Below are 21,482 nucleotides of genomic sequence, written 5' to 3'. Positions count from 1 at the left end.
TAGAGGTCGATACGAGAGTTATAGATTTCAATCAAAACGAGCAGAACAAACCGGCCAACATAGACGCTGTTAGCCGGTTTTTGTTCTACTTTACACGTGCGTGTTTTTCTTGCAAGGAGTGAAGGCAAGCCTCAACCACACTCATATTGTTGACCGTTTCTTCCCCAGGGTAGAGGAGCGGGGTTCCGTTTAAAATGGCATCGGAGACGTGTTCCACTTGTAGCCGGTACTGGTCTCCCTGAACGGACAATGTTTCCTCACGGCCATCGCTTGTACGGACGATAATGACTCCAGTTCCGTCTTGGTGCTTGTCAGGACGGAACGCATATGGAACGATTATCGTGCCTTCTGTGCCAACCACTTCATACGAGTCGTCGGCAGGTTGCTCAAAGCTTGAGGTGAAGACAGATGTTACGCCGCCCTCCATTTGTAAAACACCGGTGAACGATGTGTCGACGCCAAGCTCGGGATGAAGATAGCCTGTGCCGTACGCATGGACAGGTTCTTTCCCTGTAAGGTAACGGGTTAAGTGAATGCAATAGCAACCGACATCGTAAAGGCTGCCACCGCCCATTTCTCGATTAAGGCGAATGTTGTTTGCTTCTAATGGCAGTTGGAAGGAAAAGTTTGAGCGGATGAGACGAACCTCGCCAATTTTTCCGCTGTCAATTAGACGTTTCACTTCTCCATGCTGCGGATGGAATTGATACATGAACGCTTCCATAAAGACGACGCCGTGTGCTGCGCAAGCGTCCACCATTTCTTTTGCCTCAGCTGCTGTGAGTGCAGCAGGCTTTTCACATAACACGTGTTTTCCGTGTTCAGCCGCTTTTTTCGCCCATGTGAGGTGCAAATGGTTCGGCAGTGGGATATAGACAGCATCAATGTCAGGATCGTTAAGCAAGTCTTCATAACGAGCATATCGCTTTGGAATGTCACATTCGTCGGCATAGCAATTGGCCTTTTCCATATCATTTCGAGAGCTGACCGCTACCACTTCAGCATTAGACGCTCGCTTGATGGCTGGGATCAGTTGTTTTTTCGCAATTCCAGCCGTTCCTAAAATGCCCCATCGTACGTTATTCCCCATTTAGTGTATCCTCCCTTGGGCCGAGACCATTTATCGATTTTCGATAGTCGCTCGGACTTTTGCCAGTTAATTTTTTAAACACTCGGCTAAAATAATTCGGGTCCTTGTAGCCAATCTCATACGTTATTTCTTTTAAGCTCTTTTGGGTCAACGACAGCAGCTGCTTCGCATGCTCCACGCGCAACTGTGTCACATACTCGGAAAACGTCAAGTCAAACCGCTCTTTAAAAAGCTTGCTTACATAGTAAGGGCTAAGTCCAATGTGCTTCGCTAAGTCATCGAGGGTGAGCGGTTCACGAAAATGATCGTGCACATAGTCACGGGCAAGGAGCATCAGCGACTGCGCATCGGTTGTCCGCCATTCTTGCAGTGTACGAACGATGTGGAGAATTTCGCTTTTGCCGTGTTCGGTTACTTGATGCACCGTGGAGAAACGAGCGAAATCCTGTGCCGTCTCCCAGTGAAGCCCCATCTCGTTCAACAGGCGACCGAGTATAATAAAGAGCTGCTGCAAGTGTTTACGCATGTCATGCAGCGGGTGCTTAGAACAACGCAAGATTGCTTGGACGTAGTGGTCGAATGCTTGAAGGGCTTTTTCTCCGTCCCCACTTTTAATGGCTTCAATGAGCTTGTTTTCCCGTTCAATGGGAAGTTGTTCGTCTGCCCTAATTTTAACATTTTTATCATAAAAATAGTACGATGCTTGCTTGTGATCATAAATAATATCAAGGGCAAGAAGAGCCTCGCGATAGGAAGTAGAAAAAGAGTGTAATGGGTAAATTCCGCCAACCCCTGTCTTTACTTTTGCAGGTTGTACGGCCTGTTTCACCTTATGTAAAAGCTGGATCACCACTTGTTCGCGTTCTTGTTTCGTCATACCATTTTCGTTTTCTGTGAGCATTAAAATCGGTAAATGATGGCCGATAAACGGACCAACCGTCGATTTTGGCAACTGTAACCCGATCTCTTTTTTTATCCGTGCATGCCATTGCTGTTTTTCCGTTTTGCGAATCTCTTTTCCTTGTTGATGGAAAGAGAAGACGACGGCATAACCTTCCTGCTCTGTTCGTAGCCACTCATTCCATTCCATCCATTCATAGTCTTGGATATGGTCCATTAGTAAATAAAGAATCGATTCGGTTTGCACAAAGGAAGAGATCTGCTCTAACCGTTGTTGTAACTTGTACTGGTCGTTTTTTTCCTCACGAGCTTGTTCAATTTCACCCACGATCCGGTCAAGGGCTGTAAGAACATCTTCCTTCGTTGTCGGCTTTAATAAATACTCTTTTACTCCATATCGCATCACTTCACGAGCGTATTCAAACGTATCAAAGGCCGAAACCATAATAAACTCGGTTTCAGGTAACTGTTGTTTAATTTCTTTTACTGCTTGGACACCGTCCACTCCCGGCATTTTAATATCCATCATCATTAGGTCAGGCTGGGTTTCGAGCGCTTTTTCGATCGCTTGGCGGCCATTGCTCGCTTCACCGACGATGTGTATGTTGGGTCGGTCTTTTAAAAAAAGCTTCAAGCCTTCTCGTTCGATTTGTTCATCGTCGACAATGAGTACGTTAATCATCGCAAACCTCCTTTGTTGGAAGCAGCAAGGAGACGGTTGTTCCTTCTCCTAAGCTAGATTCAATCGTCAGTAACTCCGTTTTCTGATAAAAAATCTCCAGTCGTCTCATGACATTTCTCATGCCGATTCCTGTGGAGTGACCTCCACTTGCTCGCTTCTCGGTCTGGTCTTCTTCTTTTGATGATAACAACTCTTTCCTCGTCGCTTCGTCCATTCCTGCTCCATTGTCGGAAATTGAAATGGTTAGAGAGTCTCCCACCTTTTGAATCGTTACGTCAATGGCTGCTCCTGATTCCATCTGTTCAACCCCATGAATAAAGGCGTTCTCTACGAGAGGTTGCAGCGTCAAGCACGGGATGAGGTAAGGCCGAGCCTCATCATCCACGTTCAAGGACAGGGAAATCCAATCTCCGAAACGGGCCTTAAGAATATGAAAGTATTCTTGAAGCATGTTGGCTTCGTCGGCGACCGTTGTCGTACGATCAAGCGAGCCTAAATTGTAGCGCAACAAGGAGGAGACGGAAGCAATTAATTTTCCCGTTTTCTCCGCCTGCTCGATATAAGACATTTTCAAAATCACATTCAGCGTATTAAACAGGAAATGAGGGTTAATTTGACTTTGTAAGCTCCGCAATTCCATCTCCTTTAACAATTGGTTTAAGCGGGACGTTTCCTCCATTTCTTTTACGAGTCCGGAAATGTTCTGTCTCATGTCGTTAAAGGTTTCCGTTAAAAAGGCCAGTTCATCATTGGAGGAAACCTTCACATCTTTGCCGTCCAGCTGGCCGCTAGAAATTTCATATGCTGCATTCGTCAGCCGAGAAATCGGTTTAGTAATCCCGTCCGAAAGCCAGATGGCAAAAAAAGAACTTAACACAAGGATGGATACGAAGATCGAAATCGCGAGCTGTGTCGTGTACGAATGCTTTTGCAGCATGCTGTTATAAAACTGTTGGTAGTTCGTCAGTTCATCATCGATCAGCGTTAAGGTCATTTCCCGAATATATTGGGCAATTTGCTGGGATTCATCCAAATAGAACGGGTAGGCATCGATCCGTTGCTCGTCAAATCCTTCGGCCGCTTGCTCGGTTTTTTCTAAAAAGCTCGTCACCATATGGTCATAGTTCTTTAAATGGACGGCATTGCGTTCATTGCGAATAAGCTTCTCTATTTGCTGTTGAATGGTAATCAGCTTGCTGCGTTGTTCGCTGTACTCTTCGAATAAGTCTGGTGTTTCTTCCGTGACATATTGGTTTAAGGTTTCATAAATTTGGTTGGTCGTTTGCGAAATGTCATTTAATACTAAAAAACGTTCAAAACTTTCATTATACTGGTAGAGTGTTCGTTGATTGCTTGCGTACAAAAAGTATGAAACCGCTATCAAAATAACGAGTAAGACGAGAAAGTAGGCTAACAGTTTTGTGCGAATTCGGATCATTGTTTATCACCTAACCGTTGATGTTCTTGAAGTAAAGAAAGATCTGGTTTCCGAATGATCGATGTGTGCGTATGGTTTGTCATTGAATAGGGTTGACCTTCACGAATATCCAAAAGGAGCTCGACGCTTTTCAATCCCATTTCGAAAGGCTCCTGTACGACAATAGCATCGATTTTTTCTTGCTCTAGTAACGATAGGTTTTCTGGTAACGTATCGAACGCAATCACATACAAGTCGTCTAGGCCCAGTTTTTCGGCTGCTGCCACAATCCCGATACCGTCGAGGGCACTCGTTCCGTAAAATGCATTAATGTGTGGATGCTCCTCCATTAGTTGATGCGCTTTTAGTTCCGCTTCTAAACGAGAAATGTTGGATGCTTCCACCTCAACAAGCGTCACGCGGGGCTCATTTGAAATCATATCGATAAATCCTTGGACGCGCAGCTTTTGATGGGAAGATTCTAGACTACCTGTGATGACAGCGACGTGAATGTCACCTTCCATGTCGTCTAGCATCGCCTTACCGGCAATCGTCCCAGAATAGTAGTTATCGGTGCCGATGTATGCGACACGATTGCTTCGAGGTGCATCGGTATCAATTGTAATAACCGGGATGCCAGCGTCTACCGCCTTATTGATGAGCGGTGTAAACATTTCTTCGTTTACAGCTTGCACGATGATCCCGTCCACTTTTGCTGAAATTGCCATGTCAATTAGTTTTAATTGTTCTTCCGGATTGGAGCGCTTCGGTGCTTTATATTCTACAAGGACGTCAAACTGATTTTCTGCTTCTCGTGCTCCCTTTTCAACGAGGCGCCAATAAGAATTGTTTTCTTCCTCTGCGATTAATACAAAATGAGAGGAGGGAAGCGAAATAGATGTGGATGAAGGGACATTCGTCTCCACTCTAGTGACTTGGACGAACGAATAAATAGACGTTGCGAGAGCACTAATACAAATCATAAAACCAACCACAAAAAAAAGGTGGCGCTTCAACAGAACCTCCCCCTTTCATGTATCTGTTATCGATGCTAGTGTATGCTTTTAAACGGCAAGCCTCTTTGGCTTGCCACTGTGCCAGTTTTTCGATAAACCGTGATGTTTAGTGGGCACTTGACGCTTTTTTATCATTTTACTAAGAATTTTCGAAAAATGATAGAAAAGAATGATAAAATTTCAAATAAACTGATTCTATATATGGGTAATTATGGGTGGATGCTGTGACCGTTTTCATCCCATCCGTGAAAAGTGACCGAGAATTCGCTATCATTAACAAATGAAAGCGTTTATTACTTTAAGAGAGCAGGAGAGCGGGCCATGAAACGACGACTCTTTCCACTTACATTTTCCGCAAAAATGATGGGCTTTATCGCTTTATTAATCATTGCCATGTTTGTGTTGCTCGGGGTTTTCTTAAATGAGCAATATGCTCGCACACTCGAGGAACAAATGGGGGAGCGAGCGCTAAGTGTGGCACAGGCGGTCGCCCTCATCCCGGAACTTCGCGAGGCTTTTTCAGCGGAACGGCCAGACGAAATCATCCAACCGATTGCTGAGAGTATTCGGGTCGAAACAGGGGCTGAGTTTATTGTTGTTGGGAATACGGACTTGATCCGCTATGCCCATCCTCTTCCTGAACGGATCGGTCAGCGGATGGTGGGCGGTGATAATGAACGGGCACTTGTACACGGGGAATCATACGTATCAAAAGCTGTTGGGTCGCTCGGTCCATCGATTCGCGGCAAGGTACCGGTCTTTGATGACAATGGAAAAATCATCGGGATTGTTTCAGTTGGATTTTTAATGGAGGATATTCAGCAAGTGATCGGGGAACGGTTAATCGCCATGTGGCAAATTGTCGTTGTTATCATGATTCTCGGTCTAATGGGTACATGGCTCGTAGCAAACACGGTGAAAAAAGCGACATTAGGGCTAGAACCAGAGGAGATTGGTCAGCAATTTCAACAAAAAGAGGCGATCCTACAGTCGATTCATGAAGGGGTTATCGCAGTCAATAAAGAAGGGAAGGTCACGTTGTTTAATCAGGCTGCTATGAAGTATGTAGACCCGGGACTTGACAAGGAGGATGTATTAGGCCGGCACGTAACCGATCTTGTCAAACATACGCGCTTGCCTGAAGTGCTTCAAGTAGGAAAGGGCCAGTATGATCAGGAACTTCGCATTGGGGATAAGCAGGCCGTTGTCAATCGGGTGCCGATTTACTACGATCATGAGATTGTCGGAGCGGTTGCTACGTTTCGCGATCGAAATGAAATAAAAAAGCTTTCAGAAGAGTTAACGAACGTGAAAAATTATGCCGACGCTTTACGAGCGCAAACTCATGAGTTTTCTAATAAATTGAACACGATCTCAGGCTTCCTTCAGCTAGGAAAGATAGATGAGGCCGTTGACTTTATTCATAAAGAAAGAAAAATTCAGCAAGAATGGATTCACTTTTTTATTGAACGTGTGAACGATCCGACGGTAAGCGCTGTTCTATTAGGAAAAATTAGTCAGGCCCAGGAACTTGGAATCGATGTGGATATTGACCCGTCCAGCCAACTATTGACACCGCTACATGAACGACAGCAGGAACTGCTCGTTACGATGATCGGTAATCTGTTAGAAAATGCATTTGATGCGTTGTTAGCAAGTGGGATAGAGAATAAAAAGATTTACATCTCATTCACAGACATGGGCGATGATTTTATCTTTGAAGTGGAAGATAACGGACCGGGCATTCCGCCGCAATTAATGGAATCGATCTTTGAAGAGGGATTTTCGACGAAGGAAGGGACGCATCGCGGGTTTGGCCTAGCCCTTGTTAAAAAGGCGGTTCACGAGCTGGGGGGAGCTATTTTCTTAGAGGAAGGTGAGTTAGGCGGAGCTTGTTTCGTATTAACGATCCCAAAACATGAAGCAAAGGAGGGTTGGGTATCATGACGAAACCGTACAAAGTACTTATCATAGAAGATGATTTTCGCGTCGCTCAAATACAAGAGCAAATGGTGAACGATCATCCCAATTTTCATGTGATCTCTACGTGTCGGACTGGGGCTGAAGCGCTCGATTATTTGAGCGAAAAGGCTGCTGCTCTTGATTTGATTCTTTTGGATGTCTATATCCCTGATGTTAAAGGTCTTGAACTGTTATGGGCGATTCGAGAAAAGTTCCGAGGTGTGGACATTATGATGGTGACCGCAGCCAAGGAAGTGGATACGGTGCAAGAAGCACTACGGGGCGGAATTATTGATTATTTATTAAAGCCAGTCCAAAAAGAAGTCCTTCATCAACGGTTAGACGCGTATGTACAAAAGCGGGAGTTGTTCGGAGAGAGGCGACAGGTCAGTCAAGAAGAGCTTGACCAATTGCGTCAAGTCCAAGTCCAGGTAGGGGAGACTCCATTGCCTAAAGGAATTGATCGTCTAACGCTTGAAAAGGTGGTAAAGGCGTTAGAGGAGGCGGAAACTCAAGGGCTTACGGCGATGGAAGGTGCCCGGCTCATTGGGGCAAGTCGTTCAACGGTTCGCCGCTATTTTGAATATTTGATCCATACAAAAAAGGCAAAGGCCGAAGTGAATTATGGAGATGTGGGCCGCCCTGAACGTCGCTACTTTTTATGTTAAAAGTAAGGGTGTGATTTCCATCTGTTCAGTCAGATGATTTTCGTATTAGCCGTTTTTCCATCATAATAAGATAGAAGGGTTGAATTTGCAAAAGAAGGCGATACGATGCTCAGTAAAGGGGTATTTCTCGCGGTGACAGTAGCGGTTGGCGCGCTGTTTGCCGCTTTTCAAGTGCCTGCAGGATGGCTATTAGGCTCACTTTTGTCAGGAATGGTCTGTACATTATGGATAAAGAAAATCATGCTACCTGATCGATTGTTTAAATGGACATTGGCTGTGATTGGTGGCAACATCGGCTTCATGTTAAGGCCTGAGCAATTTTTGCAATACCACTCCTTGCTCGGTCCTTTTGTCGTTACTCTTGTTTTGACATTATGCGGCGGGATTTTACTCGGGAAGTTTTTAAAACGGTTCTCAAACGTGAATCACAATACGGCGTTCTTTTGCTGCATGCCAGGAGGAGCCTCGGAGGTTATTGCGCTCAGTAAAGACTATGGGGCTGATCAACGGATTGTAGCAGCTTTTCATACGACAAGGATTACATTTTTTGTTTTTGTCATCCCTCTATTTGTTGGCTTAAATGTGACGGGGCGGACGGGACTGGGTACAATGTTTCTCCCACTAGATGAGACGCTTTTAGCGCTTGGGGCATTAATGGCAGTCGTTGTGTTGACCATTTTTCTGAGCAAGCATGTGACGTTCCCAGGAGCATCCCTCTTCTTTGCGATCGGTCTTGGCTTTCTTGTCCACACACTGTTTCCTCAGATCATTCTTCCGGGCTATGTGCAAGGTGTGGCTCAAGGAGTGATGGGAGCGGTAATTGGTGCTCGATTTGATCGAGAAACCTTTGGTGAATTGAAGCGAATGGGGTTTATTAGCGCCATTACGTTGTTGCTATATTTCATTATGAGTCTTGGATTGGCAGGTTTATTTACGTGGATGACACCACTAGAATGGTACATGAGTTTACTTAGCATTGTCCCGGCTGGAGCAGCGGAAATGGCTTCAACGGCTACGGCCTTGCAAATGGAGCCAGCGATGGTAGCGACCTTACAGATGGCGCGAGTGCTTGCCCTTTTCCTTTGCCTACCATTTCTGATTAAGTGGTTTTCAAAGCAAGATAACAATGGAGTGTGAACGAGGAGATGTCAGAGACGTCTCCTCAACGTTTTTTTAAAAACGATTGCACTTGCTGTACGAATGGTTCTTTTGGATAGTTCATATAAAGAGAACTAGATAGTCGAACTTGATCACCGAAGAAAAAACGTTCGTATTGCGTTTGTCTCGATCCAAACGGGCTCATTGTTAAATCCCACGCAAGGCGAAACATGCGCACCCGCTCATAGGCATCTTCATTGGCTGCTTGCAAATATTGATGGAGATCTTCCTTAATGGATGAATGGAAATCGGCTTCAGACGGTAAGGAGATAAACCCGCTAGCACCGATTTGTTGCAGTGCATCGACGAGGCGAGGATACGTTTTTTGATAATAGCTGCAGGCGGCCCCCAATTTGCGAATGTCTGGAATCATCGTCCCGTGCTTATTTGGCTGAGCCTCTTCTTCTGCTGCAATCAGAAGGGAATTCATGATCTCAAGACTTATAATCATTTCGCTCATTTTTTCATGAATGTGTTGGTGTTCAACAACATTTATCGTTCGCACCATCCATTCGCTTAGTCCAAGAAGCCATTCAGACTTAACCGCTTGTCGGCTGACTGCTTGATAGAGCAGTAATACGTTCATGTTCGTTTCATCATACATCGTCTGAACTTGGGACGGGTCGCTGTAGATGAATATTCGCTCCCAAGGAACGAGAACATGATCGAACACAACAACGGCGTCCCCTTCTTCAAAATGACTCGTTAATGGGTAATCATAGCTGCTTGTTTTACCGTGTGCGTACGATTCACGACAAAGAAACTTTAAGCCAGGAGTGTTGGAAGGAATAGCAAATCCATACACAAACGAAGGCTCGATAAAATTACCCCCGGCAGGCAGGACGAGGAGTTGATCGGTAATTCCCCCTTGGGTCGCTAAGAGTCGTGCCCCATGGATGATGGCGCCTTCTTCCGTTTCGTCAATCACCTTTGCACCTATAATTTTTTCATTAGAATACTCCACGTAGTGCTTAGAGCGATTCACTTGAGGATTAATAAACGTGTGGGTAAAGGAGAAGTCTTTTTCCCTTGCTTCTTCAAATATTTTTCGCGCGTTGTCTCCGTAAGGTTTGGGCATTCCAACTCCTCCACTACCGAGAGACATGATGGCTGTATTAATGTAATCGGGAGATCGCCCCATTGTTCCACCGCTCTCTCGTGCGAGAAGTTGTGTCGCTTGTCGGCGATTGCGAAGCTGCTCTTTTGTTTTTGGTTGAGAATAGGAAAAAGAATGATACTCGTTTGTTTTTTCATCCCAACATGTGAGCAAATCCTTTTTATCCGAATGGTGATAGAGGTCATACAAGGCAGCTTTGCTTTTCATAATGCCTTTAAAGGCAGGATGCTCTGAAATGGCCCCTGTCACTTTTTCTCCGCCAATCCATACTTCATTCTGGAGCTTATTAATTCTCTCGAGATAGTCACTTCCCTTAATGATCGCCATAGTATCTCCTTCCTTGATGTAAGAGTCTCTTTCAATATATGCGCTTCGTTATGGGAGGTGCCATACGCCCATCGCTAGAGTTTAACTCGAATGAAACAAAAAACAGCTACCCCAAACAAGGGCAACTGTCTTACAGGCTAAGGGCTGGATAGAGCTTCTTACAAAGTTCCCAAAGTCGTTCTGGTGAAGCGTACTTATATTCGTCAAACCAATCTCGTCGAATCGGCTGATCTATTTCGAATCTTCCTTCGTTTGATGCTAGCTCTAGCTGCCAGCTTTGTGGAAGATCTAGCTCGTCGATTGAGAATGCTTTTCCCGTTGAGACAAGGGATGTCGTCGTTTGTGTCCAGCGGCCATTTTTCTTGCCAAATGTTCGCTCGATCAGCGTTAACGAAACGGTTGCCATCTCGGTGGAGTGCTGTTGACGTATCCGCAACACGAATGAATAAGGGACAAAGACATCAATGAACATTGTTTTTCACTCCCTCTCCTCCTCTATTTTAGCTTGTTTGTCCATTTTTTTCGACTGAAAACAATTGGTACGTCAATGACTGTCACAATCAAACTGTAAGCGCTTAATGTCAGATATAGGCACAAAATACCATGTCTGATTATCTGACATGGTTGTAGATTCAGAATATTTAGACCTTATAATAAGGAGTACATCAACTGTTCATATTAGAAAAACTTACAGTAACAAAGGGGAGGAGAGGCTATATGGATTCCATTGCTTTAATGGATAACGTGTGGATTATGCTATGTGCCGTTCTTGTTTTGTTAATGCAAGGTGGATTTATTTTACTTGAAGCTGGCTCAACAAGAATGAAGAACGCTGGTCATATTGCCGGAAAAACGATTTTTACAGTTGGGATTGCATCCCTCGTTTATTGGGCAGTAGGCTGGGGGTTCACTTACGGAGAGGGGAACGCTTTTATCGGTCTTTCTGATTTCTTCTTCGGCGATTACTCAACGGCTGAAGAGGGACTAGTCGGCTCGGTCGATTTCTTTTTCCAATTAATGTTCGCTGCCATTGCGCTCACGATTGCGTTTGGTGGATTTGCGGAGCGTGCGAAGCTATCAGTCTATATCCTGTTTGCGGTTTTGTTTTCTGCATTCGTTTATCCAATTGTCGCTCACTGGATTTGGGGAGATGGCTGGCTTGCTGACTTAGGAAAACAAGACTTTGCAGGATCGACCGTCGTTCACTTAACGGGTGCGATGGGGGCTCTAGCAGCTACGATCTTATTAAAGCCGCGTTTAGGCAAATACAACAAAGATGGCTCGATGAACGATATTCAAGGTCACAACCAAGTGTATACAGCATTGGGTGTATTGCTTCTTTGGGTCGGTTGGTTCGGCTTCAACGCAGGTAGTACGCTAGAAGTGGCCGACGCATTCTTCGGTTATGTTGCGTTAAATACTCAGCTTGCTGCCGCTGCAGGTGCAGTCGCTGCCATGTTCATTGCATGGGCTCTATCAGGAAAAGCAGATGTACCGACAACCTTAAATGGAGCATTAGCTGGTCTTGTTGCGATCACAGCGTCATGTGCGTTCGTTGCGCCGTGGGCCGCAGTTGTCATCGGAATTGTTGGTGGACTTATCGTTTACTTCAGCATGAAATTTTTCGATAAAGCGAAAATTGATGACCCAATCTTTGCTCTCTCGGTCCATGGTGTGGCCGGGGTGTGGGGGACACTTTCTACAGGGTTCTTTGCCACTCCTGAGCTTGCAGAGATGAACGGTGGTCAAGCGGGCTTGTTCTACGGCGGTGGTTTTGCACAATTAGGCGTTCAAACGTTGAGCGTTGTCGCTTGTGGTGTGTTCGCTTTTATCGCTTCATACGTACTACTCCTTGTATGTAAGTCTGTACTCGGTGGTCTTCGTGTAACAGAAGAAGAAGAAATCATTGGTCTTGACTTAAGTGAGCATGGAAGCTACGGATATCCTGAAAGCATGCCAGGTTCCGAAAAATCAGGAGCATAAAGATGGCTCAGAAAAGGTCGGATGATCTGAGCATTATCCGTGCAGCGGACAGTTATGGTGAACTTTTGCAACATCGGCTGACCTTGATTAGCTCTACAAAAAAGGATCATCAGACGTTAAACCATTGTCATGATGAGATCATCAAACAAGTCGTTGCACTAGCACTACAACGAATCGAAAGTGAGTGGGGGGCACCTCCTACTCACTTTGTGTTCTTTGTGATGGGCAGTGCCGGCCGAATGGAACAGTCAATTTGGAGCGATCAAGATCACGGTCTTCTTTACTTAGAGGAGCATGATGACAATCAAGCTTATTTTTTAGCTCTAGGCCGTGAAATTGAGGAGGGGCTAGCCAAAGTCGGCTATGAACGGTGTGATGGGCTGGTCATGGCTTCACATCCGCGCTGGTGTTGCAGTCAAGCGGCTTGGCATGATCAGCAGCAACGATGGATGAAAGAAAACACGTGGGAAGCCTATCGCCATTTGTTAACGTTTTTCGATGGGCGCCCTCTCGTTGGGGATGCCAATTTAATGGAAGACGTCAAGGTGAACTTGCTACAGCGCATCGAAACGAATCGTCAGCTGTTAAAACGATTTATGCAAAACACCGAACGACTAAAAAAGGGGATCGGTCTGTTCGGACAGTTGCTCGTTGAATCAAAGGGTACAGCTAGAGGACTGTTCGATATTAAGCAAGTAACGTTGTTTCCGTATGTGAACGCACTACGGCTATTAGCCTTAAAAGAGCAGATTACAGCGGCTCCAACAGTCGCCAGATATGAAGCGATTCGAGATCGTTATTTGGACGTCTATGAAACAAAGCGAATGTTTGAGCAATTGCTGTCCAAACGATTGGAGTGGCAGCAAGATGTACCCAATTATGAGCGAATTCATTATCTTGATCTCACACAGTTAACGAAAGACGAACGGAATGAGTTAAAAGCATGGACGGTCACAGGGCACAAATTATACCGTTCAGTCGAGGAAGCTGTGAAAAGGGAATGGTCGTTATGATGAATCAAATGGTACAGCTAATGAAGCAGTTATCCTCGAAATTGAGCCCGAATGTCTATACATCGGCTCAGGCACCTTCCTCTGCTCAACAATGGTCTTACGTCAGACAGCTGCAACGGGAGATAAGGCGATCTGACGTATTGGATCTCCCGTTAGAAAAGCTGCCCGTCGTCGTTTTTGATTTGGAGACAAGCGGCTTTTATCCAGACCAAGGGGATCGGATTTTGTCGATTGGTGCTGTCAAAGTTGTTGGATTAACGATTCAGGAGGAGGAAACATTTTATTCTGTCGTCCATACCGATACAGTTCCCCCTGAAAACATCCTCGAATTAACAGGTTTGAGCGTGGAAGAACTGGAGGCTGCTCCTCCATTAACGAGCGTGCTTGAATCGTTTTATGCGTTCATTCGTCATTCGACGCTCGTGGCCCACCATGCCAGTCATGAAAAAGCGTTTATGTCCCATGTCACTTGGCAAACGATGAAGCTTCCTTTTGAGCACCGAGTGATTGATACATCGTTTTTAACGAAAATAGTGGCACCGCAAGAGCTGGTCACCCTTGATGATTGCTGTGCCTATTATTCCATTCCTGTACAAAATCGTCATCATGCTCTTGAAGACTCCCTAATGACAGCGAAGCTATGGATAGCGGCCATCGCTGCTGCGAAAGAGGCAGGTTTTGAAACGCTAAGAGACATTTATGTCCATTTGGCTCATCAGCGTAAATAATCGTCCTTGTAGGCATCTGCCATCAAGGACGATTTTGCACGTTCAAAAAAGATCAATCCTATGTTTACGTTCGGTCTGGGACGTGTTATTTTTCGCTTTTTCACCAGGGTTGATCAAAAGTGGAACATTAGATCGAGCCAATCGCATATTCAAATAAATGACAGAGGTGCAGGTAGGATGGTACGCCGTTCTATATGTTAGGCTAGTACCTTTCACTTAATTTTTAAGAAGGGCAAAGGGTTTCTCCTTCTTACGTCGTAACCGTTCATATACCATAAACCAAGGGAGGAATGGACGGTGGCGAAAGCATGGATGAAGGCAATTAGTGGTCTTTTTCTTATTCTCAGTCTGTTTGTCGTTCCAAGTGGAATACAGCAAGCGTTTGCTGTAGGTAATGGCCCAAACTATAATGGGAACGAGACGATTAAGAAGGAGCGAGTCAAGAACTATGAAGAAATGGTCTCCTTTCTAGAACATGTGACATCTCGCTCTGATTTGCTAGAGCTAGAGACAATTGGTCAATCGGTTATGGGGCGGGACTTGTTTCTCGTCACGTTTGGTACGAACCCTGATAATCCAACGATTGTTTTTCTAACCCAGCAGCATGGAAATGAAGAGATGGTCACAGAAGGGGCCTTAAACGTCATAAAAAATTTAAGCACGAATAGTCGCCAAGTACGCGAGTTGGCAGATAGCGTCAACGTTTTGTTTGTCCCTCGCTTAAATCCTGATGGGGCAGAGGCAGACGTGCTTTTTGAGTTAGAAGATTACGTGGGTGGTGGGCTTTCGACACGAACGAATGCCAACGGAGTCGACTTAAATCGTGATCATACGGATTTAACCCAACCGGAAACGAGGGCTTTACACGAAAATGTATTGCAAAAGTATGACATTGATTATTTGATTGATTTTCATCACCAAGGCACATCACAAGCGATTGATGGCCGTTATGTGTCAGGGTCGATGCTTTACCCGACCAATTCAAGTGTCACTCCCGAGGTGGTCGAAGGTTCGAAACAGTTAGGAAAAGTTGTGTACGATGCAGTGGAAGCGCGAGGCTTTGGCTTAATCGGAAGATATAATGGTGGCACAGCGAATACGATTGCCCGAAATGGGTTAGCGTCAACGTATGGGTTTTCTACACTCCTTTTTGAAATGCGGGGAATGACTGATCATTCACGAGAGGAAGCGGTTCTCGGACAGAAGAGCAATGGTTACTTAATTAAGCAGGCAGAGATTGCCATGACTGCGGCGATGGAAGCCATTGCTGATGGTTCGATTCTGGAGGCGGATACTTCTTTTTGGGATGAACTGCCCCTTCAACGCCCGATCGGAGAGGAAGAAGGAGAATAATCGACGGAAGCATCCGACACTGGTCGGGTGCTTTTTTCCCCTTTAATGAAGTTTATCTTTCTAAAAAGAGGAGAAAGTTAAACGCTCGATTCCTTTATGGCATTTTTAAGGGGAAGCGATGTGCGAATCGCAATCGAGCTATGATATGATATTGGTAGAAACAAAGGAGTGGTACGGATGGAAATATCCACAACAAAAGTATTAACGCTAATGGAAAAACAATTAGAGCAACTAAAGGCAGCAGTTCAAGCTGACCAGAAAAATGCGCTCACGGAGCACGCTGCCGTTTTAAAAGGGTACTGTGATTTATTTCTTGAAGGAGTAGAAAAGGGTGTATCAGCGCCGCGCATCCCTGCATCAGTCTCTGTCAAACAACCGATTCATGGGCAACAAATTGTGTCAAAAGCAGCTACACCCTTTCAAACAGTAGATTCGGATCAACGTCAAGACGAAGAGAAAGGAAACTTGCTTGATTTTTAGAATTTACACAACGGAGGGCTTTTGTAAACATCGCCTTCGCGATAGAGTTTGGCAAAAACAAGTTTAGCTTTAAGGCCTTCCCGAGGGCTCCCTACGGATAAGGTGCTACGTTTTTTAAGCGGGTGCATTACGCTTTTCTAAAGGTCAGGGTTTTTCCATTCGACAAGAACGGCATAATGAAGAGATTCGTCATCTTCTAAATAGTTTGGGAGGATTTGCAACGGCCGCAATCCTTGTTTTAGCATAAAGGTAAGAACTAGGTCGTGACGCTTTCCATCCACAACAGCTTGAACGTAATCTTCGACTGTCATTTGAGAAGCGACTTGGTGGTAGCCAGGGATTCGGCAACCCGCGACAAAGCGAGTGAGGCCAAGCTCACGGACGAGTTGTTTCCGAGCTTCATATAACGCTCTGGCAACGCCTTTTCCGCGAAAGCTGGGGCGAACACACAAATCGATCCCGTACAAGCTATCGCCATCAGGCTGATGACTGCTTTGGATGTATCCGTTATCGGCCACTTCTTCCCACGTGTGAGGCTTACCGTCATACTTAATCAATAGCGAAGTAGCGGAGCCGACAATTTTGTCTCGGATAACCGCTACCTTCGCTCCTTCGGGAAAGGACTCTACATGGGCAGCAATTTGTGCACGGTTCCACCATAGTTCTTCTGGGAATGGCGGGGGAAATGCTTCTTTTTGCACTTCTAATAAGCCGTCGAAATCAGCAAGAGTATAAGGGCGTACGATCAGTTCGTCCAATTCGTTTTCACTCCTTTTCCGTTTGTTTGACCTAAGTATACATATTTCTGCAACGTAAGGTCTAGATTTTGTTCCATCAGATCAAATGATACAGATCGGTGAGATGCTGAAGTTTTTAGGGAGGGAAATGACATGAAATTGTTTTTATTACTTGGTAGTATCGTTATGGGGCTTTCGGTCATCATTGGTGCATTTGGAGCCCATGGGCTTGAGCCGCGTTTAAGTGAACGAATGATGAAAAACTACCAAACCGGCGTGCAATATCAGATGATTCACGGAATTGGGATCCTTGTTGTCGGTCTTGTAGGGCTTAAGATGTTGCCTTCTGCTTTATTATCGGCAGCAGGTTGGAGCTTTTTTGTCGGCATTCTGTTGTTCTCTGGAAGTCTTTATGCGATGGCGTTAACCGGAGTTACCAAACTCGGAGCGATCACCCCTATTGGTGGGCTAGCGTTCATTGCTGGATGGATTTTATTAGGGATTGCTGTTGTCCGGTAGAAAAGGAATGAAAAAAAGAAGCAGGAATGCCTGCTTCTTTTTTAATAGACAAAAAATGAATCTTTCTCTCATGATGGTCAATGCTTAACGTGGAGCGTAAGTAGCGAGACCAAAAAGTGGCCTATATTCGATCGGTTCTTCAAACGTAATGTAATCAAGATAAACCATGAGCAGTAAATAGTTGAGGCCAGTCTCTGGATCGCTTAAAATGATGTGATCACGTCCGGCTTCTTCAACACGGCCATTAAAAACCATCGCGTTCCATTGCAGGTTGTTTTCAAACGTCATGTAGACGGTCACTTGTTTTCCGCGGTTTAAGCGAAGAATATTCTCAATGTACGATTGCTCTAATGGTAAACTATCGGGCATTGCCATTGGCTGCATCATCGGTTGTTGCTGTTGGGGGACTTGCTGCTGTGTAAAGCCTGGCGGCTGGAATTGGTACTGTTGGGCTGAAAAATAACCTGGTTGCTGTCCTTGCGGTGTTTGTTGACCATGCATTCCCGGATGCGTTTGCTGTGAGCCGAACTGTCCGTATCCCGTTTGCGGTTGTAGATTATGTCGATATCCTTGGTTAGGCGCAAACGAATATTGATAAGGAATGGATGACGGAAACGTAGACGTAGACACCTCGTTTGTTCCGTATTCCTCGACCGGCTCTTGCCCGGTTTGGTTGTTGTCTTGACTCACGATGAATCACCCCTTCAAAGTTCATTCTCCATAAAACGTCAGCAACTAGAATACACCGTACACTTCTGGACAATCTGCCGAAGTTGGGTTAAAGAAGCAATGGGCTTTATACCGACCGGAATTCCATTGTCCGAACCATTGCTCAGGACAAGGACCATCTGGACGGAAAAACCAAAGCGAAAACTCGGCAGGATGGGTGCGTTCCCCGTTCACAACTCGTTGTGCGAGGCGGCGATCTCTATCCCGTGCCCGTTGATAAAAATACCCTTTTTGTGTCGCCTCAAATCCGCCAGGAGACTGAAAGACCATCCGTTCGACCGTATTAATGTCTGCAAAGTCAAGACAGCCGACACGGACACGATTGACCATGACATTCCCGGCCATTAACATTCCGAGATCCCCTTCGCCTTCTGCCTCGGCTCTCATTAAGCGTGCCAACAGATCGATATCCCGTGATGTTGTTCGAATGACGGCCAAATTCTCACCTCCTCTTAACTCTGCCATATCGGTGCGTTGTGTCGAAAGTGATCTACACGCACGGTGCTACTCCAATCTATATGTGCGAGGCACGAGCCCTATGACAAAACAAAACAGATTTTGACGGTGGACGAGCAAATGAGACAAAATAAAAAAGCGCCTGTGGCAGGGAAAACCCAACCAACAGACGCATAAAATTAAACATAAAAATAAGAGGGGATACCTTCTGCTGTAAGAAGGTTACCAACAAAAAACGAGCCAAATTCGCCGTAACGGGCGGAGACTTCGTCAAAGCGCATTTCATAGACAAGCTTTTTAAATTGAAGCACGTCATCTGAAAAAAGGGTAACGCCCCATTCCCAGTCATCAAAGCCGACAGATCCAGTGATGATTTGCTTCACCTTTCCTGCATAGCTACGACCGATCATGCCGTGACTTTTCATTAATTCGCGACGCTGATCCATCGGAAGCATGTACCAGTTGTCATCACCTTGACGACGCTTGTCCATCGGATAGAAGCAAACGTGCTTTGCCTTCGGTAATTGCGGGTAGAGTCTTGCCCGAACGTGCGGGTTTTGATACGGATCATCATCGCTATCTCCGGCCATATAATTGCTCAGTTCGACAACAGAGACATATGAATAGGCAGGAACGGTAAATTCAGCAAAGCGTGATTTATTAAATGCAGTTTCTATTTCATTTAACTCTTCCATCGACGGACGCAAGATCATGAGCATCACGTCAGCCTTTTGACCGACGATCGTATAAACTGCATGGCTTCCTTCACCTTGAGCCTCTGTATCATTCCATTTTTCCATAAGATCTAAAAATTCGTTGATGATTTGTTGACGTTCTTCTGTTGATAAAGTTTTTAGCTCCGCCCAATTAATCGTGCGGAAATCATGTAAACAATACCAGCCGTCTAACGTTTTTGCTGCTTCATTCATGGCATGATTCACTCCTTTTAAAATCACGAATCCCATCGATATCATACCACATTTTAAAAGGGTGCCAAAATGACGAGACTTAGGCATTTATGTGAACAACTTGTGGATATGTGGGTTATCGTTGCAAAAATTGTTGAATCGCTTGTCGGTGTTCACGTGTTTGACCCGCTTCGCTTTGGGCAAATACTTCCTGCTCCAGAATGGAAGGGAGCGTTTGTTCAAAGCTAGCCTTGAACGTTTGTTTCATAAGGCCGAATGCAGTAATTGATGTATGCCGCAATTGTTCGATTAATTTGTCCGGCTCTCCGATTTGATGAATTAAATTGATGCGATAAGCTTCTTCAGCTGAAATAGGGTTCCCAAGGGCTAGCTCTAAGGCTTTACCATAGCCAACGAGCCGAGGCAAGAAGTAAGAGGCGCCAGCATCAGGAACTAAGCCAATCTTCAAAAAGCCGAGTCCAAGCTTTGCATTATAGGTAGCCACACGTAAATCACAGGCAAGGGCGATGCTAAGCCCTGCCCCAACAGCAGTTCCGTTAATATAGGCAACGGTTGGCTTTTGAATGGAGTCAATAAGCAAAATGAGTCGATTGTATGTATCTCGCAAATACGTACCGTGATCAAAATCTTCAAGTTCTTCTAGCGGAATGCTTTTTAGATCTGCACCGGCACAAAAAGCATCACCATTTCCTTGAAGGACAATGACTTTTACGTTTTCATCTCCATCGGCTTGTTGAAAAGCAGAAAAGAGCTCTTGATGCATCTCTTTATTTATCGCATTTTTTACTTCCGGTCGATTTAACGTAATGGTTGCCACATCATTTGTAACTTCATATAGCACAGATGATTTTGTCATACTTCATACACGCTCCTTTTGTTTTTGCACACGTACTGTCTAGATTAAAGTGTAAACCAATGATTTTAAACAAGTTCGACACATATTCCGAAATTCCTTTGGAAACGCTTTAATTAGATGGAATGTTTTAATGATGAAATTTTGTAAAAAACATTGATCTGTAAGCGCTTTAGATCAGAATTTTATAAAAAATAAAACTTTAAAGAACTTTAACCGAACGGTTTATTTTTTATAAAAAGAGGAGTATGCTTTTTATTGTGAGGAATTGAACAAACCTAGGAGGAATCGTAAAGTGAGTGATCTCTTTCGTAACATTCAAGAACAAGTGAAGCGTCACCAACCGACTATTGTGCTGCCTGAAGGTACGGATGAGCGGATTTTAGAGGCGGCAGCAAATTTAGCAAAAGATGAAGTGGTGAAGCCGATTCTTGTGGGGAATGTTGCAGATATTCAGGCACGTGCATCTGAGTTAAATATTGACCTTGGATCTGTTGAGATTATCGACCCTAAATCGTATGAGGCATTTGACGATATGGTACATGCGTTCGTGGAGCGTCGGAAAGGGAAGGAAACTGAAGAGACAGCCCGTGAAAAGCTAGTAGATGTTAACTATTTTGGAACAATGCTCGTATATACAGGCGTAGCAGACGGCCTTGTAAGCGGGGCTGCCCATTCGACCGGAGATACGGTCCGCCCAGCATTGCAAATCATTAAAACACAGCCAGGAATTAAACGAACATCTGGTGTTTTTATTATGGTGAAGGAAGATCAAAAGCTCGTCTTTGCTGATTGTGCGATCAACATTGCCCCAACTGCCGAAGATTTAGCAGAAATTGCAGTTGCTACGGCTGAGACAGCGAAAGTGTTCGACATTGATCCTAAAGTGGCCATGCTTAGTTTCTCGACAAAAGGCTCTGCCGTCTCACCCGAGACAGAGAAAGTGGCAGAGGCAACAAAGCTTGCCCAAGAAGCTCGCTCAGATTTAGTCATTGATGGCGAATTTCAATTTGATGCTGCTTTCGTTCCAGCTGTGGCGCAAAAAAAAGCACCTGAATCTCCATTGAAAGGGGAGGCTAATGTCTTTGTATTCCCAAGCTTAGAGTCAGGAAACATCGGCTATAAAATTGCACAACGATTAGGTGGTTACGAAGCAATTGGTCCAATTTTGCAAGGCTTGAACCAACCGGTGAATGACTTGTCCCGTGGTTGCAACGCATCCGATGTTTACAAGCTGTCTTTAATTACTGCGTTACAAGCCATTAACCAAAAAGGCGACAATAACTAGGAGCGTAGTAATCGAGCGCTGTAGAGGGAACCCTGTAGTGAGGAAATCACTTCAGGGTTTTTTGTGTTTTGATGAGG

At 45.0% G+C, this 21,482-nt stretch carries 21 protein-coding genes; 10 read left to right on the top strand and 11 right to left on the bottom strand.

Annotated features, from left to right (window positions below; all coding sequences use genetic code 11):
- Positions 1–85: 85 nt before the first annotated feature.
- From E2L07_RS03065 to E2L07_RS03050, 4 genes are read right to left on the bottom strand one after another with little or no spacing between them, the layout of a single operon-like run.
- Positions 86–1,090 (bottom strand): Gfo/Idh/MocA family protein, encoded by a 1,005-nt coding sequence (locus E2L07_RS03065; protein WP_010899968.1) that lies wholly within the window; start codon positions 1,088–1,090, stop codon positions 86–88.
- Entirely contained in the window at positions 1,080–2,672 is a 1,593-nt protein-coding gene (locus E2L07_RS03060) for a response regulator transcription factor (protein ID WP_134228822.1), read from the bottom strand. The genes E2L07_RS03065 and E2L07_RS03060 overlap by 11 nt, the downstream gene beginning before the upstream one ends.
- Positions 2,665–4,110, bottom strand: a complete 1,446-nt coding sequence (locus E2L07_RS03055; protein WP_010899966.1) for a sensor histidine kinase — start codon at positions 4,108–4,110, stop codon at positions 2,665–2,667. The genes E2L07_RS03060 and E2L07_RS03055 overlap by 8 nt, the downstream gene beginning before the upstream one ends.
- Entirely contained in the window at positions 4,107–5,105 is a 999-nt protein-coding gene (locus E2L07_RS03050; protein ID WP_010899965.1) for a sugar-binding protein, read from the bottom strand. Before E2L07_RS03050 ends, E2L07_RS03055 begins: the two co-directional genes overlap by 4 nt.
- 321 nt (positions 5,106–5,426) lie before the next feature.
- Between E2L07_RS03050 and E2L07_RS03045 the strand changes: the two genes are divergently transcribed.
- The 3 genes from E2L07_RS03045 (at position 5,427) to E2L07_RS03035 (ending at position 8,872) form a co-directional block, all read left to right on the top strand.
- Complete coding sequence (locus E2L07_RS03045; RefSeq protein ID WP_134228821.1) at positions 5,427–7,052, top strand: ATP-binding protein; 1,626 nt, start codon at positions 5,427–5,429, stop codon at positions 7,050–7,052.
- The gene (locus E2L07_RS03040) at positions 7,049–7,735 is read left to right on the top strand and encodes a response regulator (RefSeq protein WP_134228820.1); all 687 of its coding nucleotides are present in this window, start codon (positions 7,049–7,051) and stop codon (positions 7,733–7,735) included. Before E2L07_RS03045 ends, E2L07_RS03040 begins: the two co-directional genes overlap by 4 nt.
- Before the next feature lie 105 nt (positions 7,736–7,840).
- Positions 7,841–8,872 (top strand): AbrB family transcriptional regulator, encoded by a 1,032-nt coding sequence (locus E2L07_RS03035; protein ID WP_134228819.1) that lies wholly within the window; start codon positions 7,841–7,843, stop codon positions 8,870–8,872.
- Between the two features lie 25 nt (positions 8,873–8,897).
- On the opposite strand, the gene hpaB is transcribed toward E2L07_RS03035, so the two are convergent.
- Together hpaB and E2L07_RS03025 are read right to left on the bottom strand one after the other, a co-directional pair.
- Positions 8,898–10,337 carry a 4-hydroxyphenylacetate 3-monooxygenase, oxygenase component gene (gene hpaB, locus E2L07_RS03030; protein WP_053430119.1) on the bottom strand — a complete coding sequence of 480 codons (1,440 nt, stop codon included), beginning with the start codon at positions 10,335–10,337 and terminating at the stop codon, positions 8,898–8,900.
- Positions 10,338–10,467: 130 nt separating this feature from the next.
- Positions 10,468–10,809 (bottom strand): hypothetical protein, encoded by a 342-nt coding sequence (locus tag E2L07_RS03025; protein WP_010899960.1) that lies wholly within the window; start codon positions 10,807–10,809, stop codon positions 10,468–10,470.
- Positions 10,810–11,054: 245 nt separating this feature from the next.
- Here E2L07_RS03025 and E2L07_RS03020 point away from each other — a divergent pair, with 245 nt between their 5' ends.
- From E2L07_RS03020 to E2L07_RS03000, 5 genes are all read left to right on the top strand, one after another.
- Positions 11,055–12,320, top strand: a complete 1,266-nt coding sequence (locus E2L07_RS03020; protein WP_010899959.1) for an ammonium transporter — start codon at positions 11,055–11,057, stop codon at positions 12,318–12,320.
- A 2-nt stretch (positions 12,321–12,322) separates the two neighbouring features.
- Complete coding sequence (locus E2L07_RS03015) at positions 12,323–13,333, top strand: DUF294 nucleotidyltransferase-like domain-containing protein (RefSeq protein WP_134228818.1); 1,011 nt, start codon at positions 12,323–12,325, stop codon at positions 13,331–13,333.
- Complete coding sequence (locus E2L07_RS03010; protein ID WP_243854891.1) at positions 13,330–14,061, top strand: 3'-5' exonuclease; 732 nt, start codon at positions 13,330–13,332, stop codon at positions 14,059–14,061. Before E2L07_RS03015 ends, E2L07_RS03010 begins: the two co-directional genes overlap by 4 nt.
- Positions 14,062–14,358: 297 nt before the next feature.
- A complete protein-coding gene (locus tag E2L07_RS03005) occupies positions 14,359–15,414 on the top strand; it encodes a M14 family zinc carboxypeptidase (RefSeq protein ID WP_010899956.1) in 1,056 nt (351 codons plus the stop codon).
- Between the two features lie 177 nt (positions 15,415–15,591).
- Entirely contained in the window at positions 15,592–15,894 is a 303-nt protein-coding gene (locus tag E2L07_RS03000) for a YwdI family protein (protein ID WP_134228816.1), read from the top strand.
- Between the two features lie 137 nt (positions 15,895–16,031).
- On the opposite strand, the gene E2L07_RS02995 is transcribed toward E2L07_RS03000, so the two are convergent.
- Positions 16,032–16,652, bottom strand: a complete 621-nt coding sequence (locus tag E2L07_RS02995; RefSeq protein WP_134228815.1) for a GNAT family N-acetyltransferase — start codon at positions 16,650–16,652, stop codon at positions 16,032–16,034.
- 132 nt (positions 16,653–16,784) lie between these two features.
- On the opposite strand from E2L07_RS02995, the gene E2L07_RS02990 reads away from it, so the two are divergent.
- Complete coding sequence (locus tag E2L07_RS02990; RefSeq protein ID WP_010899953.1) at positions 16,785–17,150, top strand: DUF423 domain-containing protein; 366 nt, start codon at positions 16,785–16,787, stop codon at positions 17,148–17,150.
- An 84-nt stretch (positions 17,151–17,234) separates the two neighbouring features.
- Here the strand turns inward: E2L07_RS02990 and gerQ are convergent, their stop codons facing one another.
- The 4 genes from gerQ to E2L07_RS02970 form a co-directional block, all read right to left on the bottom strand.
- Complete coding sequence (gerQ, locus tag E2L07_RS02985; RefSeq protein ID WP_412733950.1) at positions 17,235–17,780, bottom strand: spore coat protein GerQ; 546 nt, start codon at positions 17,778–17,780, stop codon at positions 17,235–17,237.
- Positions 17,781–17,885: 105 nt separating this feature from the next.
- The gene (locus tag E2L07_RS02980) at positions 17,886–18,317 is read right to left on the bottom strand and encodes a cell wall hydrolase (RefSeq protein ID WP_208401969.1); all 432 of its coding nucleotides are present in this window, start codon (positions 18,315–18,317) and stop codon (positions 17,886–17,888) included.
- 197 nt (positions 18,318–18,514) lie between these two features.
- Complete coding sequence (gene hemQ, locus E2L07_RS02975) at positions 18,515–19,264, bottom strand: hydrogen peroxide-dependent heme synthase (RefSeq protein WP_053431907.1); 750 nt, start codon at positions 19,262–19,264, stop codon at positions 18,515–18,517.
- A 115-nt stretch (positions 19,265–19,379) separates the two neighbouring features.
- Positions 19,380–20,120: an enoyl-CoA hydratase/isomerase family protein gene (locus E2L07_RS02970; protein WP_010899949.1), complete on the bottom strand. Its 741-nt coding sequence runs from the start codon at positions 20,118–20,120 to the stop codon at positions 19,380–19,382.
- A gap of 265 nt (positions 20,121–20,385) precedes the next feature.
- Here E2L07_RS02970 and pta point away from each other — a divergent pair, with 265 nt between their 5' ends.
- Complete coding sequence (pta, locus tag E2L07_RS02965) at positions 20,386–21,405, top strand: phosphate acetyltransferase (RefSeq protein WP_134228812.1); 1,020 nt, start codon at positions 20,386–20,388, stop codon at positions 21,403–21,405.
- The last annotated feature ends 77 nt before the right edge of the window (positions 21,406–21,482 follow it).

This window comes from Halalkalibacterium halodurans, from assembly GCF_004376175.1.
Lineage (GTDB): Bacteria > Bacillota > Bacilli > Bacillales > Bacillaceae_D > Halalkalibacterium > Halalkalibacterium halodurans.
The sequence above is the reverse complement of the archived record's forward strand: the minus strand, read 5'-3'. Positions and strand labels throughout refer to the sequence as shown.